Annotated in this window: 12 protein-coding genes; 5 read left to right on the forward strand and 7 right to left on the reverse strand. The window is 63.2% G+C overall.

The window, feature by feature from the left end; all coding sequences use genetic code 11:
* Positions 1-99 precede the first annotated feature (99 nt).
* From HWX03_RS24630 to HWX03_RS24645, 4 genes are all read right to left on the reverse strand, one after another.
* Complete coding sequence (locus HWX03_RS24630) at positions 100-579, reverse strand: nuclear transport factor 2 family protein (RefSeq protein WP_011548744.1); 480 nt, start codon at positions 577-579, stop codon at positions 100-102.
* A 64-nt stretch (positions 580-643) separates the two neighbouring features.
* A complete protein-coding gene (locus HWX03_RS24635) occupies positions 644-1,249 on the reverse strand; it encodes a TetR/AcrR family transcriptional regulator (protein ID WP_175873000.1) in 606 nt (201 codons plus the stop codon).
* Positions 1,250-1,806: 557 nt separating this feature from the next.
* A complete protein-coding gene (gene tdh / locus HWX03_RS24640) occupies positions 1,807-2,835 on the reverse strand; it encodes an L-threonine 3-dehydrogenase (RefSeq protein WP_174387311.1) in 1,029 nt (342 codons plus the stop codon).
* Between the two features lie 13 nt (positions 2,836-2,848).
* Positions 2,849-4,048: a glycine C-acetyltransferase gene (locus HWX03_RS24645; protein ID WP_175873001.1), complete on the reverse strand. Its 1,200-nt coding sequence runs from the start codon at positions 4,046-4,048 to the stop codon at positions 2,849-2,851.
* A 158-nt stretch (positions 4,049-4,206) separates the two neighbouring features.
* Between HWX03_RS24645 and HWX03_RS24650 the strand changes: the two genes are divergently transcribed.
* The 3 genes from HWX03_RS24650 to HWX03_RS24660 all read left to right on the forward strand — a co-directional run bounded on the left by HWX03_RS24650 (position 4,207) and on the right by HWX03_RS24660 (position 6,459).
* Positions 4,207-4,818 (forward strand): XRE family transcriptional regulator, encoded by a 612-nt coding sequence (locus HWX03_RS24650; RefSeq protein WP_034205807.1) that lies wholly within the window; start codon positions 4,207-4,209, stop codon positions 4,816-4,818.
* 141 nt (positions 4,819-4,959) lie between these two features.
* Positions 4,960-5,337 carry a DUF2471 family protein gene (locus tag HWX03_RS24655; RefSeq protein ID WP_174387314.1) on the forward strand — a complete coding sequence of 126 codons (378 nt, stop codon included), beginning with the start codon at positions 4,960-4,962 and terminating at the stop codon, positions 5,335-5,337.
* Between the two features lie 102 nt (positions 5,338-5,439).
* Complete coding sequence (locus tag HWX03_RS24660; RefSeq protein ID WP_175873002.1) at positions 5,440-6,459, forward strand: tyrosine-type recombinase/integrase; 1,020 nt, start codon at positions 5,440-5,442, stop codon at positions 6,457-6,459.
* Positions 6,460-6,595: 136 nt separating this feature from the next.
* On the opposite strand, the gene HWX03_RS24665 is transcribed toward HWX03_RS24660, so the two are convergent.
* A complete protein-coding gene (locus HWX03_RS24665; protein ID WP_175873003.1) occupies positions 6,596-7,777 on the reverse strand; it encodes a DNA-binding protein in 1,182 nt (393 codons plus the stop codon).
* Between the two features lie 1,822 nt (positions 7,778-9,599).
* Here HWX03_RS24665 and HWX03_RS24670 point away from each other — a divergent pair.
* Positions 9,600-10,967, forward strand: coding sequence for a replication initiation protein (locus HWX03_RS24670; protein ID WP_096473176.1), 1,368 nt, complete (start codon positions 9,600-9,602; stop codon positions 10,965-10,967).
* 93 nt (positions 10,968-11,060) lie between these two features.
* Here HWX03_RS24670 and HWX03_RS24675 read toward each other — a convergent pair whose 3' ends face one another.
* Positions 11,061-12,122: a ParB/RepB/Spo0J family partition protein gene (locus HWX03_RS24675; protein WP_174387318.1), complete on the reverse strand. Its 1,062-nt coding sequence runs from the start codon at positions 12,120-12,122 to the stop codon at positions 11,061-11,063.
* Between the two features lie 23 nt (positions 12,123-12,145).
* Complete coding sequence (gene parA / locus HWX03_RS24680) at positions 12,146-12,808, reverse strand: ParA family partition ATPase (protein WP_174432525.1); 663 nt, start codon at positions 12,806-12,808, stop codon at positions 12,146-12,148.
* A 43-nt stretch (positions 12,809-12,851) separates the two neighbouring features.
* On the opposite strand from parA, the gene HWX03_RS24685 reads away from it, so the two are divergent.
* Positions 12,852-13,184, forward strand: a complete 333-nt coding sequence (locus tag HWX03_RS24685; RefSeq protein ID WP_175872985.1) for a hypothetical protein — start codon at positions 12,852-12,854, stop codon at positions 13,182-13,184.
* Positions 13,185-13,790 lie beyond the last annotated feature (606 nt).

The raw sequence follows: 13,790 nt of genomic DNA on the forward strand, positions 1-13,790 counted from the left end.
CTCGTCCCGAAAAATCTCACCTTCAGCGGACGGCTCCCGAATTTCCTCACCATTGAACCCGGGTGATGCGTTCGCCGATCCGTCGAACGCATGCGAGCATCACAGCCCGAGGTCGGACAGCCCCGGATGATCGTCCGGACGACGGCCAAGCGGCCAGTGATAAAGACGGTCCGCTTCGCGAATCGGCAGATCATTGATGCTCGCGTGACGATGCGCCATCAGGCCGTTTTCGTCGAACTCCCAGTTCTCGTTGCCGTACGAACGGAACCAGTTGCCCGCATCGTCGTGCCACTCGTACGCGAAGCGCACCGCGATGCGATTGCCGCCGAACGCCCACAGCTCCTTGATCAGCCGGTAGTCGAGTTCGCGCGCCCACTTCCGCTGCAGCAGCCCGACGATCTCGTCGCGGCCCGTCACGAATTCCGCGCGATTGCGCCAGCGGCTTTGCGGCGTATAGGCGAGCGATACGCGTTGCGGGTCGCGCGTGTTCCACGCGTCCTCGGCGGCGCGCACTTTCTGGCGCGCCGTGTCGAGCGTGAAGGGCGGAACGGGCGGACGAACTTCGGGGGAAGCGGACATGGGTTGCTCCTGTTCAGGGTTCTGGCTGCGAATGCACGCAGCCGGTTCGGATTCGCTGCGTCGACTACCGCGATACGGTATCGAGCAGCAGTTCAGCCGTCGCGCGCGCATCGCGCGCGGCGTTTGCATCGCCGCTGACGAGCGCCACGCCGATCGCGCCGTCGATCAACACGAGCCACTGACGCGCGATGCGCGCGAGCCCGCGGCGCTCGATGCCGGTTTCATCGGCATAGGCGTCGAAGCGCTCGCGCACGAACGCCAGCAGGCGTGCCTTGTGCATGCGGGCAACGATGCGCACGGGATCGTCGGCGTCGGGTATCTCGCCCGACGCATTCAGGAACGCGCAGCCGTGAAAGTCGGGCTGCCCGAACCAGTCGCGCAGCACGTCGAACATGCCGAGCAGTTGCGCGCGCGGCGCCTTGCCGCGCGCCAGCGTGGCGTCGACGAACCAGCGCATCCAGCGTTCGTCGCGACGTTCGAGCGCGGCGACCACCAGCGCCTCTTTCGATTCGAAATGCGAATAAAAGCTCTTTCGTGCCGCGCCGGATCGCTTGACGATCGCATCGACACCGGTCGCATGGATGCCGCCCGAATAGATCAGCGCTTCGGCCGCGTCGAGCAGCCGGTCGCGAACGCCCGGGTCGCCGGAGGAGTCGAGAAGTGTGTTCATGGGTTTACGGTAGAACGATCGTTCTCCGTCGTCAATACCCGGATGAAGAGGCCCTGCCGGTGGGAGGGCTGAAGTGCCCGAAGCGCCGGCGCGTCGTGTTGAGCCTTCAGCTCGCCCCGCGCGGATCGAAGGGTGAACGGATCAAGTAGTGGTCTGCGCACCGATCAAGGCCAATCGGTGTCGATCGCATCGCGCATCAGTGAGTCGCAACGCTGTGTGCGGCTCACGGTTGATGTTCCGGTTCGGCACGATGTCGCATACGGTGGCGTGCGAGCGCTCGCACGCCAAGCGAAGCGAAGCAGGGAAGTGCGGGGAAGAGGAGAAACAGGCGCCGAATGGCGTGACGAGGAGAAGCGATGCGTCTGTCGACAGGTGAAGCGACCATGCAACTGCACGTCACCGACGCGGGATCGTGTGGCGATTCGGCGCGCAAACACAGCTCCCGAATAATCTCACCTCAAGCGTTGAATCGCGCGTTCCGACGCGCGACGTTGCGCGTGCAAACGAAAGCGGGGCAGTCGGCGAACGCGCCGCACTGCCCCGTCTCGACGCTCGACTCAGACCGTCCAGTCGAGAATCACCTTGCCGCTTTCGCCGGACAGCATCGCGGCGAAGCCTTGCTCGTAGTCGTCGGCTGCGAAGCGATGCGTGATGATCGGCGACAGGTCGAGGCCGCTCTGCAGCATCGCGACCATCTTGTACCAGGTCTCGAACATCTCGCGGCCGTAGATGCCCTTGATCTCGAGCCCCTTGAAGATCACCTGGTTCCAGTCGATCGCCGTCTGCGCGGGCGGGATGCCGAGCAGCGCAACCTTGCCGCCATGGTTCATCGCCTCGAGCAGGCTCGTGAATGCGCTCGGCACGCCGGACATCTCGAGACCGACGTCGAAGCCTTCGGTCATATGCAGGTCGGCCATCACGTCGCGCAGCGAGTCGCGCGCGACGTTGACCGCGCGCGTCGCGCCCATCTTGCGCGCGAGCTCCAGCCGATAGTCGTTGATGTCGGTGATGACGACGTTGCGCGCGCCGACGTGCTTCGCGATCGCGACGGCCATGACGCCGATCGGGCCCGCGCCGGTGATCAGCACGTCTTCGCCGACGAGATTGAACGACAGCGCCGTGTGCGTCGCGTTGCCGAACGGATCGAAGATCGACGCGAGATCGTCGGAGATCTCCGGCGGAATCTTGAACGCGTTGAACGCCGGAATCGCCAGGTATTCGGCGAACGCGCCCTCGCGGTTCACGCCGACGCCCACCGTATTGCGGCACAGATGCCGACGCCCGGCGCGACAGTTGCGGCAGAAACCGCACGTGATGTGGCCTTCGCCGGACACGCGATCGCCGATCGCGAAGCCGCGCACTTCCTGCCCCATCTCGACGATCTCGCCGACGTATTCGTGGCCGACGTGCATCGGCACCGGAATCGTCTTCTGTGCCCAGTCGTCCCACTTCCAGATATGGATGTCGGTGCCGCAGATCGCCGTGCGGCGAATCTTGATCAGCACGTCGTTGTGGCCGACTTCGGGACGCTTCACGCGCGTGAGCGTGAGGCCGGGGCCGCGTTCGAGCTTTGCCAGTGCTTTCATGGTCGCGCCTCCGTCAGATGATGCCGAGCGACTTGCCGACGCGCACGAACGCGGCGACCGTCTGGTCGATCTGTTCGGGCGTATGCGCGGCGCTCATCTGTGTGCGGATGCGCGCCCGGCCACGCGGCACGACGGGGAACGAGAAGCCGATCACGTACACGCCTTCGCCGAGCAGCTTGTCGGCCATGTTCGTCGCGAGCTGCGCGTCGCCGAGCATCACCGGGATGATCGGATGCGCGCCGGGCACGAGCGTGAAGCCGGCTTCGGTCATCTGCTGGCGGAACCGCGCGCCGTTCTCGCGCACGCGCTCGCGCAGCTTCGCGCCTTCGTCGCTGCCGAGCAGTTCCAGCACCTTCAGCGATGCCGCGGCGATGCTCGGCGTGAGCGTGTTCGAGAACAGGTACGGACGCGAGCGCTGGCGTAGCAGCTCGATCACCTCGCGACGCGCGGCGACATAGCCGCCCGAGGCGCCGCCGAGCGCCTTGCCGAGCGTGCCCGTGATGATGTCGACGCGGCCTTCGACGCCGCAGTGCTCGGGCGTGCCGCGGCCGTGCGTGCCGATGAAGCCGACCGCATGCGAATCGTCGACCATCACGAGCGCGCCGTAGCGATCGGCGAGATCGCAGATGCCTTTGAGGTCGGCGATGATGCCGTCCATCGAGAACACACCGTCGGTCGCGATCAGCTTGTGGCGCGCGCCCGCGGCGTCGGCCTCCTTCAGCTTCGCCTCGAGGTCGGACAGATCGTTGTTCTTGTAGCGGAAACGCTTCGCCTTGCACAGGCGAACGCCGTCGATGATGCTCGCGTGATTCAGCTCGTCGCTGATCACCGCGTCGTTCTCGTCGAGCAGCGTCTCGAACAGCCCGCCGTTCGCGTCGAAGCAGCTCGAATAGAGAATGCTGTCCTCGGTGCCGAGAAACGCGGCCAGCGCGCTTTCCAGTTGCTTGTGGACGGTTTGCGTGCCGCAGATGAAGCGCACCGATGCCATGCCGAAGCCGTCCTGGTCGAGGCCGGCCTTCGCCGCGTCGATCAGGCGCGGATCGTTCGCCAGACCCAGATAGTTGTTCGCGCAGAAATTGAGCACGCCGGCACCGCCGGCGAGCCGCACGGCTGCCGCCTGGGGACTCGCGATCTCGCGCTCGGTCTTGTAAAAACCGTCCGCGCGGATCTGGTCGAGCGTCCCGCGCACCTGGGCGAGAAAGGCATCACGCATCGCAAAGCTCCTGACAGGGTTTCGCATTCCGCGGCGCACGGCTCGTGGCGGCGCAACGGCCTGCTACTGTTATAGTCGGTCGTTCGGTTGACCGCATTTATCCGATATTCCGAACTAGAATTCGAAATATCGAACAACTCTAAGCGAACGGAATCCAAATGGCAAGTTCCTCCGGATCGCGGCGCACGCGTGCCGACGCCGCCCCGCAGCCGCCGGCCGCGACCCCGCCGCGCGTGGGCGAGCAGATCCAGCGGCTGCGCAACGAGCGCAAGCTGACGCTCGACGACCTGTCGCGCGCAGCCGGCGTATCGAAATCGATGCTCTCCGAGATCGAACGCGACAAGGCCAACCCGACGATCGCCGTCGCGTGGCGGCTGACGAACGCGCTCGGCATCACGCTCGACGAACTGTTCTCGCAGCCGAAGGCGCCCGAGACGATCCGCGTGGACGGCCCGCACGACATTCCGACGCTCGCCGGCCACGACGGCCGGTACCAGTTGCGCGTATGGGGCCCGATCGACCTCGCCGGCAAGTTCGAGTGGTACGAGCTGACGCTGCCGGGCGGCGGCGCACTGGTATCGAACGCGCACGAACCCGGCACGCGCGAGCACCTCACCGTGCTGCAGGGCGCGATGGAAATCGAAGCCGCCGCGGCCAGCCGGCGCCTGAAAGCGGGCGACACCGCGCGCTACCCGGCCGACGAGCCGCATGCGATCCGCAATCCCGGCAAGACCGAAGCGCGGGCCTTGTTGATCGTGATACATCGCTGACGGCGCGTATAGCTAGCCAAAAGGACAATCGCAGGCCAGTTGCGGAAAATACTGTATGTTTGTACAGTATACGGACATTCCGCCATGCACGGGCCGGAGCCGGCGCACCGAGGCGCCCGCTCCGGTCGACAGGAGCCTGCAATGACAGAAGAACAAGATTTGGCCGCGCTCAGCTTCAAGGCTGCCGCGCACGACCTCGAATTGATCGTTCGCCATATCGCCGGGCGCTACATCCGTCAGCGCGTGCCGCTGACGTGGCGCCTGCTGCACGCGATCGAAGCCGAAGCGCTCGCCGATCTCGGCTTTGCCAGCCGGCACGACGCCGGCATGCGTCAACTGTTCGAACGGCCGTCGGACATGACGTTTCCCGAAACGGACGATCCGATCGACTTCGGGCGCTCGAATGCGCTGCCCGCGGTTTTTTCATTCGCCGTTCTCGCGTACGAAGCTGCGGCAACGACACACGATACCGCGCGCCCCGTGCGCGCTCACCGCCAGCCGAAGGCGTGGGGCGACTGATGGCCCAGCCCCGGCCGCGGCGCATGGCGGCCGGTTCACCCGCTTGCTGCCCGATACGTTGCGGAAAGGGCTACCATATACGCAACTAACGGAATTAATACCATGTCCCTTCCCGCCTCTCCCGACACCACCGCCCCGCCGGAAGAAAAGGATCTGTTCGACCGCGATGCATCCGACTGGGTCGTCTCGCCCGAAGCCGCGTTCGACGCGTGGCTGGCGATGCAGGACTATCGCCGCTCGTCGGCCGATGTCTATCGCGCGCAATGGGGCGCGTTTCTCGCGTGGATGCGTACACATCAAAAGAACCTGGCGACGGTCGATACGCCGACCATCGCGAACTTCGTCGGCGAGTTGCCGATCAAGAAAACGCAGCGAATGCGCTATCTCCGGCTGATCGAGCGCGTGCTCGATCATATCCGCCGCACCGAGTACGCATCGACCAATCCGGCCCGCTTCATTGCTCAGGATGGCGAAGCGAACTGGCGCAATGCCCGCGACAACGAACCGACCGGTTTCCTCACGCCGGCGGAGCGCGCGACGTTGCTCGCGTATCTGTTTTCGCCGATCGGCGTATCGGGTTCCGCGTACTGGAAGGAGCGTCGCGACCGCGCGCTCGTCGCCGCGTTTCTCGGTGCCGGCATCAAAACCGGCGAAGCGCGCGCACTTACGATTAGTTGCATCAATACGAGCGGCACGTCGCTGCGGATCGAGTCGACGCATCCGGATTTCGCGCGCGAAACCCATCTGGCCTCGTTCGCGATCGCCTTGCTCGAAGCCTGGCTCACCGAACGCAAGCGCCAGGAGATTCCGGGAGAGCTCGTCTTCCCCGCATCGCATGCCGGGCGACCGATGCACAAGGCGACGATGCTGCGCGCGATCGACGCGATCGTCGAATCGGCCGGGCTCACGTCGTCACGCACCGCGCGTGCAAGCCCGCAAACATTGCGCAATACCTACGCGGCCGAACTGTTCGAGCACGATGTGGCGCCCGAGCGCGTCGGCAAATGGCTGGGCTTCATGCGGCCGATCTCGTCGAATCGCCTGCATCGCGCCTGGAAAAACTGGCGCGACGGGCTGGCCGACAGCAACGGTGACATGTCCGACCGCGACGAAACTCACTGATCGGGAAATGGCTGCTCACGCAAAACGATCCGTGAGCAGCCTTGCGTGGCGCAGCCTCACCGTTTCGCAGCTCCCGAAAAACCTCACCTCAAGCGTCCCGGACCCTCTCACCTGTGCGGCGCCGCCGACTTCCGGGTCAGGGTTGCGCAAAACGCGCGACGGCTTCGAAGCGGGACGGCCATGCGCCCGAAGCGTGCTCGCACTCGGGGCACGCGACTTCAAAACCCTCGTCGCCGTGTGACAGTTCCGGTTCGCCGTCGCAATGCGGGCACCTGGCCGGCGCCGGAATCTCGTGATCCAGCGTGGTGCCGATCGCGGCATACGCGTCCGCATCCAGTTGTCCGGCATCGGCCAGGCGCCGAAGCAGCGCGGCGATTTCCGGATTCATCCCGCGGTTCGCGCGCAACGAACTCGCGTCTCGCGTTGCGCGGTCCAGTTCGTCGCTCTGGGTACGCAACTGTTCTTCGAGCCGGTCGGCGCGCGCCTTGGCCGAACTCAATTGCTGCAGGAAATCGAACTCCTTGCGCTGAACGTCGCGCAACCCGCTCTGGTAGGTCGACGCCATGCTGCGCAACGAGTCCAGTTCGACCAGCATCGGCTTGACGCGGCGTTCGGCTTCGGCCACCGCATCCTTGATTTGCTGCGCGTAGTGCTCGGTACGCTGCTGCAATTCGGCTTGCAGCGCATCGATGCGGTCGCGCAGCGCGGCGTTCTGGGCCTGTTCGGCATCGATCCGGCCGGCAGCCGCGGCCAGTTCCTTTTCCAGTCGGGCGACTGTGGTGAGCAATGTGGCTTCGCTTGCCGAACCGTGGGTGGTCTGCGACGCGAGCTGAACCTCGAGTTCGGTCACCCGCGCCTGCAATTGCTCGTTTCTCGCTTCGCCGCGTGCGAGCGCCCCTTCAAGCGTTTCCTGGCGGACGGTTGCGTCGCGCAACCGCTGTTCGGCGTCGGCCATGTCGGCGCGAACCTGCTCGCGGTCACCATCGAGGCTGTCGCGCGCGGCTTTCAATGCCTCTTCATAGAGTGCGCCGAGCAACGCGCAGGCCTTTTCCTCGACGGCTTTTGGGATCGCCGCGCCGTCGAGCCTGATCTTGGAGGCGGAACGGATGCGTTCCCAGAAATGGTCGATGTCTTTCGGGATGTCACTGGCGCTGCCGGTTTGGGTCAGATCACGGACGTTGGCGGCCGACGGCCGGATACCCAGATCGAAGAACAAGCGCTTGCACGCATGCAGCGACAATTCCTGGCGCCGTGCACCGCTTGCGCGCAGCGATTCCAGTTCTTCCCGAATGACTTGACGCATTTCGTCCAGGGTCATGGCAACACTCACAGACAATGAAGTGTGGCAATCATAACGAAATACGTATTTCTTGATACTTGTTTCGAGGGTCCGTTGTGAATTTACGTCGTTTTGCACAGAAATCGGATCTGTGAGCCGATCCTGCTGAAGGTGGCCTGGAATTCCGTGAAACAAAGCGAAGAAAGTCAGTCAAGTCCTTGTACTACAAGCGATTTCCAGCGAACCAGGAATTTGGGCATTTGTTTCACATGACGACGGATCCGGTTGCCTGTGGGTGTTCAGGGGTTGGGGTGTCTGTGGAAAACTCGTCAGCCCATGTCTTGAGAGTATTAGAAGTAAACACCCTTGAACCCTTAGTTAAAAACGTTAACGCCACGGCACAGCCTTATGGTGCAAGGCTTTCCGGCCGACAAGGTGAAGTTTTACGGGAGCCAAGGTGATCTTCTGCGGGAGCTAAAGTGATGGGGTTCAGGGAGCTGCGTGAGCCGTTGCAGGAAGGGTCGTGAGCGGATTCGGGATCACAGTAAAACACGCGTTTTCCCACAGGTGAGGGTTTTCGGGGCCGCACAGCCACGGAACCCGCGCGGTGCCTGACTGCACAGTTTTCTGCCTGTGCAGACATAGGTGAGAATTTGCAGGACCTGCTTTGCGCCCCGATTCTGCCCATCTTTTGGGCAGATTTGGCGAAAGGTGAGGTTTCACGGGACTCCACGGGAATTTGCTGTGAGGATTTCCGGGAAGCGAACGCCATTTTGCACAGCAAAAGTGCTCTCAGGGGCCTGTGATGCCCCAAAGGTGAGGTTTTTCGGGAGGGAAATCCGGGTTTTCCTGCCCGGATCCCCCTAAGGTGAGCTTTTTCGGGGCATGGATCACAGGCCGTGACCTGGCTCACAGGTGAGGCTTTCCGGGAGCGGTATTTGCTAAAAAAATGGTCAAAGGTGAGGCTTTTCGGGGCCTGTGACCGGCCGAATTCGCCGAAAAGCCCGCCAGGACTGGAAGAAATCTCGTTTTTGCTGTGCCACCTTTTGGCACAGGTGAGATTTTTCGGGGGCCGACATACGGTTGTCGTATGAGGGATTCCAGTCGAAAGGTGAGGTTTTTCGGGGGATCCCGGGGCTGCACAGCCAAATGCCTTCTGTGCATAAGTATCGGAAGAGATTGGGATTTTTGATACCGCGCCGGTTACGGTGAGGTTTTTCGGGAGCCATTTCCGTGCCCGCTGTTGTGCCGCATTTTTTCGGTAAGGTGAGCGTTTTCGGGAGTCATTGGCAGCCAGTCCCGCGTGTGCCGGGCCTTCCTCGGCATCCGGACGAATCAACATGCTGTGCCTGAGGTGAGTATTTTCAGGACCGGACACGATTCGCGCGCTGTACAATGCGCGCCCGGGCTGGCCAACTACCTGCTGATCGGGCCGCGCGTGCCGGTTTCGACGGCGGTTTTCCGCGTGTCGAAGCCGAACCGATCTTCCGGCGAGCCGCGCCTGTACATGCATACAGGCCGATGTGCGGCGGTCGGGGAGGGACGGTGAGGTGCAATCGCAACCCTGTGCTGAACTCACGGCTGCGCAGTCGCAAAATTACGACAAATCGAAAGGTGAGCCGATACGGGAGCCAATTTCGCACGTGTCGCGCACAGGTGAAATTCTGTGAATCGGCGCATGCCGCGGCACGTCTGGAAGAGTCTGGAACGCTGCACGGGCGGACCGGTGAGCGTTTTCGGGAGCAGTTCGGGTGAGTGCCGTTTCGCCGGCGCGCTTCACCGGCTATGGTGAGCATGTCGTTCTGGACGCACATCACCGCAGGCGCTATCCTTCCGGAAAACTTCTCCTCCGACCCGACGTATGGCCACGACGAAGCGCGCCAAGAAAACCGATGTGGATGTGGTGAGTGCCAGTTCAGCCGAATTGCGAAAGGCCGTCGAGGCGATCGCCATTCAGCCGAAGAGCGGCAAGATCACGCTCCTCACTCGCAAGCTGTTCAATGTCCTGCTCGCCGTGGCGCAGCAGGCCGACGACTCGGGCGACACGTATCGCGCGCTGCTGTCGGATATCGTCGCCAACTCCGCTTTCGATTCGAACGACACCGCGCTGGTGAAGGAACACCTGCGCCGCATGGTGTCGGTGCAGGTCGAATGGAGCACGGGGACGTCGAGCCAGAAGCCCGGCCGCAAGTGGGGCATCTCCACGCTGATCGCCGATGCGGAAATTCTCGAGGATCCGACCACCCGCCGCGTGTGGGTCGAATTCTCGTTCGCACCGAAGATCAAGAAGAAGCTGCTCGACCCGGTCCAGTATGCGCGCCTGAGCCTGCAGTTCCAGAGCCAGCTGCGCAGCAGCGCCGGACTCGCGCTGTACGAGATCTGCGTGCGCTACCTGACGAACCCGAGCCACCTGACGATGCGCGAGCCGTGGGAATGGTGGCGGCCGATCCTGTCGGGCACACCCGACACGGAAGCCGGCGACGAAGCGAAGCGCGAGTACAAGTACTTCAAGCGCGACTACCTGCGCCCCGCGATCGCGGAAGTCAACGCGGTCACCAACATCTTCGTCGAGCTGATCGAGCATCGCGAAGGGCGTCGGGTTGCCGAGATCCAGTTCCGCGTGACCGAGCGCAAGCAACCGATGCTCGCGCTCGACGAACACCCCAACGTATTCGACAGCACGCTGGTCGACCGGATGGTGAAGCTCGGGATCCCGCTGAAGGAAGCGCAGACGCTCTATGCGGACAGCGAGGAAAACCGGATTCGCGCCGCATTGCAGATGACCGAGCAGCGGATGCGCAGTACGACGCTGCCGCCGGTGCGCAGCGCGCCGGCGTTGTTCAAGGATGCGCTGAAGAAGGGGTATGCGCCGCCGGTCGAGTCGGTCGACGCGCTGCCGGCCGGCACGCCGGCAGCGAAGGTCGCGGCTGCGCAGCCGGACGATCTGAAGGCTCGCCTGCTGAGCGAGTTCTCCGCGTTCCGTCGCAAGGAAGCGAAGGTGCTGTACGAAGAGCAGGGCGACGCGGAGCGCGAAGTGGCGCGCGAGTCGTTCGAGTCGGAGGCATTGCCGACGATGGGCTCGCATCTGCGCGACGACTGGCGCAAGCGCGGCCTCGATTCCAAGCTGGCCGAGACGGCCTTTTTCGACTGGCTGGCCCAGAAGACCTGGGGCGAGCCGACGGACGGCGACCTGCTGTCGTTCACGCTGAACCAGTCGCGGGCCGCTTGAGACCCGCTCAGGCCCGCTGACGGGCCGCCGCCGGTCCCCACCCCCTGGTCGGGTGGGACCGGCGTCCTCACCAGGCCCTGCCGGCCGCTTTCCTCACTCCGACAACAGCATCCGCTCGAGCTGCTCGAGGATCGCGTCGCGCTTGTCCTTCGGGAGGCCGCGCAGGCGCAGTTCGATGCGGTCTTCGCCATAAGACTTCAGGTCGCCGACCGACTTGCCGCCGAGCTTGATCTCGAGACGCTGCGCATAGCGCTGTCGGCCTGCGGCCTTCGGCGTCTCCTGCGCCGCGACGCGGCCCTTGACGATGTCCGACACCTGGCGCGTGCTGAGATCGTCCGACACGATCTTGTTGATCAGCCGCAGCGTCGCTTCGGTGCCGCGCGCATTGTGATAGCGGCCGACCTGATACGCCATGTTCGACCCGAAGCGATCGGGGCGCGCGACCATTTCCTGCATGATCGCTTCCGGCAGCTTGCCGATCGACAGCGCGACGGCCACCGTCGACTCGTCGAGGCCGAGATGCTCGGAGAGTTCTTTCTGGCTCTGGAAATGCTTGTCGTCGAGGAAGCGGCGCCACACGACGGCGTTGTCGAACACCGTCTGCGAATCGCGCTGAACGTTGAGGTCGTAGCCGAGCTTGTAGCTCTGGATGCCGATCGGCACGTCGATCACGATCGCCTTGACCGACTCCTTGTTCGCTTCCTTCAGCGCCCGCACGCGGCGGCCACCGTCGCTGACGAAATACGTGCCCGGATTGTCGTAATCCGGAATCACGTGAATCGCCTGCTGCTGCCCCTGCTTCGCGAGGTTGACCGCGAGTTCGGCAATCGACGATTTCAGATAGAAGTGCCGTGGGTTGAACGGGCTGTGCTTGATCGCCTTCAGCGGCAGCTCGATCACCTGCCCCGGCGCATAGCGATTCTCGAGGCGCCACGCGCGATATGGCTGCGATTCGTCGATCGACGGATCGATCGTGAATTCCGGCGCAGGCGGCGGTGCGATGTCTTTCTTCGCGGATTTGGTCGGCGCCGGGGTGGGCGTCTCGGACTTGACGATACCGTCGATCGCATTGAGCCGATCAAGCGCCGTGCGCTTCTCGCTCGTCGTGATATCCGGGCGCGCTTGGAATCCTTTGGCAAATTGGGAAGGTTTCATGTGACTCCTTTATGCGCATAAAGTCAGGGCAGCATGGCGACGATTTCGTCGGCACATGCGCGAATTTCGGCGGCGGCCAGCTTGCCGCCGCGATCGTTCATCTGCAGTACGGTCTGACCGAGCGCCATCGCCTGCTTGTACGCTTCCCGAGTCGGAATCTGCGTCTTCAGCAGCGGGAAGCCGAGTTCCTCGAGTGCACGCTTGAGCTCGCGGGTCAGCATGCGCTTCTCTTCGGTCTTGTTCAGCAGGAAGACCGCGCGGAGGTCTTCGTTCATCACCTGAGCCTGCTGAATCAGTTTGACCAGCCCGACGCTCGACCAGTAATCGGCCGGCGACGATGATGTCGGGATCACGGCAATCGATGCGGCCAGCAGGACGACGCCGGAGACTTTCTCGGTGATCGACGGCGGGCAGTCCACGACGATGATGTCGTAGTCGTTGATGAACTTCTTGATCTCGCGATGGATCTGGCCGTCGGCTTCGGCAAGGTTGACGACCGGAAACGGGATGCCGTTGTCGCTGTCGCCGGCTGCGCTCGACCAGTGAATCAGCGTGTTTTGACGGTCTGCGTCGATGACGAGGACGCGCTTCCCTTTTTCGTGGAACGCGGCGCCGAGATGCATGGCAATCGTGCTTTTGCCGACGCCCCCTTTTTGTTGAGTGACTGCAATGATTTCCGCGGCCAATTTTCACTCCTGTTTTGGTCGTTGGAATTCTACAGGACGATATTTGAATTTCAATGAAATTGTCGTTCGACAACTACGCATTGGCCATTCGGACTATCGGTTTATGCGCATAAACGAGGTGGTGGAGATGGGTAGCGCGTTTGGGTGGTGTGTTGGAGATGGCGAGGCTGATGCCGAGGAGGCGATGGGCCGATCGATGGTCGGGTCTTCACGTGCTACCGCGTCGGAGGGCTGTTCGCCGCAGAGATGTCTCGGTGCGCTGCCCTTTCGCTGGACGGACTGCGTCGCCTGCGAGTTTGTGCGCATAAAGTCTGCCGAGGTCGAGGCGATCAACTTCGTCGCTAGAGCGCCCGGCATTCGCGAGCGAGAGGAGTGATCTGCGGGCCGGAGTCAGATGCGCGCCCATGAGTTGGTCGCTGAACGGGCATGTATCGAGGCAACGCCCTGTTGGCCCGCAGCGTTTATGCGCATAAACCGGATGCAACAATGGCCCGCGATGCAGGGCCGCAGGCAGAGATCTCGCCTGCGAGCAGCGCGCGATGAGGTCGCGCCGGGATGGCTATCGATACAGTGATCTCGTGGTGCCGTCTCGTATCGACAATACGTCCATGCCCGGAGCCGAGCAGCCCTCGTTCCACACTCAGAGGCTTTATGCGCATAAACCTAACCGACGTGCTTCGCAATCACGCGCCCGCTTTCGCCACCCGAGACAGCCCTCACGAGACAGCCCTCACGAGACAGCCCTCACGAGACAGCCCTCACGAGACAGCCCTCACGAGACAGCCCTCACGAGACAGGAACCCTCACGAAGCATTGGCTGGGCTAACTGCAGTTCCTTGGTCCCGCGAAGCAGGCCGCCCGATTTTATGCGCATAAACACAATCACTCTTTAAGGCGTCTCCCCAGACACCAGACACGCCCCTCTTCCGTCACGGCGCGCGTTAAACCGAACCGCCTCAGCGACCTGTCGAAAGGAAAGCCG

It is taken from the genome of Burkholderia sp. BCC0397 (assembly GCF_902832865.1).
GTDB lineage: Bacteria > Pseudomonadota > Gammaproteobacteria > Burkholderiales > Burkholderiaceae > Burkholderia.

Excerpts from the sequence above, each read along its gene's own strand:
- HWX03_RS24630 (WP_011548744.1), bottom strand. The coding sequence starts at position 579 with ATGTCCGCTTCCCCCGAAGTTCGTCCGCCCGTTCCGCCCTTCACGCTC.
- HWX03_RS24635 (WP_175873000.1), bottom strand. The coding sequence starts at position 1,249 with ATGAACACACTTCTCGACTCCTCCGGCGACCCGGGCGTTCGCGACCGG.
- tdh (WP_174387311.1), bottom strand. The coding sequence starts at position 2,835 with ATGAAAGCACTGGCAAAGCTCGAACGCGGCCCCGGCCTCACGCTCACG.
- HWX03_RS24645 (WP_175873001.1), bottom strand. The coding sequence starts at position 4,048 with ATGCGTGATGCCTTTCTCGCCCAGGTGCGCGGGACGCTCGACCAGATC.
- HWX03_RS24650 (WP_034205807.1), top strand. The coding sequence starts at position 4,207 with ATGGCAAGTTCCTCCGGATCGCGGCGCACGCGTGCCGACGCCGCCCCG.
- HWX03_RS24655 (WP_174387314.1), top strand. The coding sequence starts at position 4,960 with ATGACAGAAGAACAAGATTTGGCCGCGCTCAGCTTCAAGGCTGCCGCG.
- HWX03_RS24660 (WP_175873002.1), top strand. The coding sequence starts at position 5,440 with ATGTCCCTTCCCGCCTCTCCCGACACCACCGCCCCGCCGGAAGAAAAG.
- HWX03_RS24665 (WP_175873003.1), bottom strand. The coding sequence starts at position 7,777 with ATGACCCTGGACGAAATGCGTCAAGTCATTCGGGAAGAACTGGAATCG.
- HWX03_RS24670 (WP_096473176.1), top strand. The coding sequence starts at position 9,600 with ATGGCCACGACGAAGCGCGCCAAGAAAACCGATGTGGATGTGGTGAGT.
- HWX03_RS24675 (WP_174387318.1), bottom strand. The coding sequence starts at position 12,122 with ATGAAACCTTCCCAATTTGCCAAAGGATTCCAAGCGCGCCCGGATATC.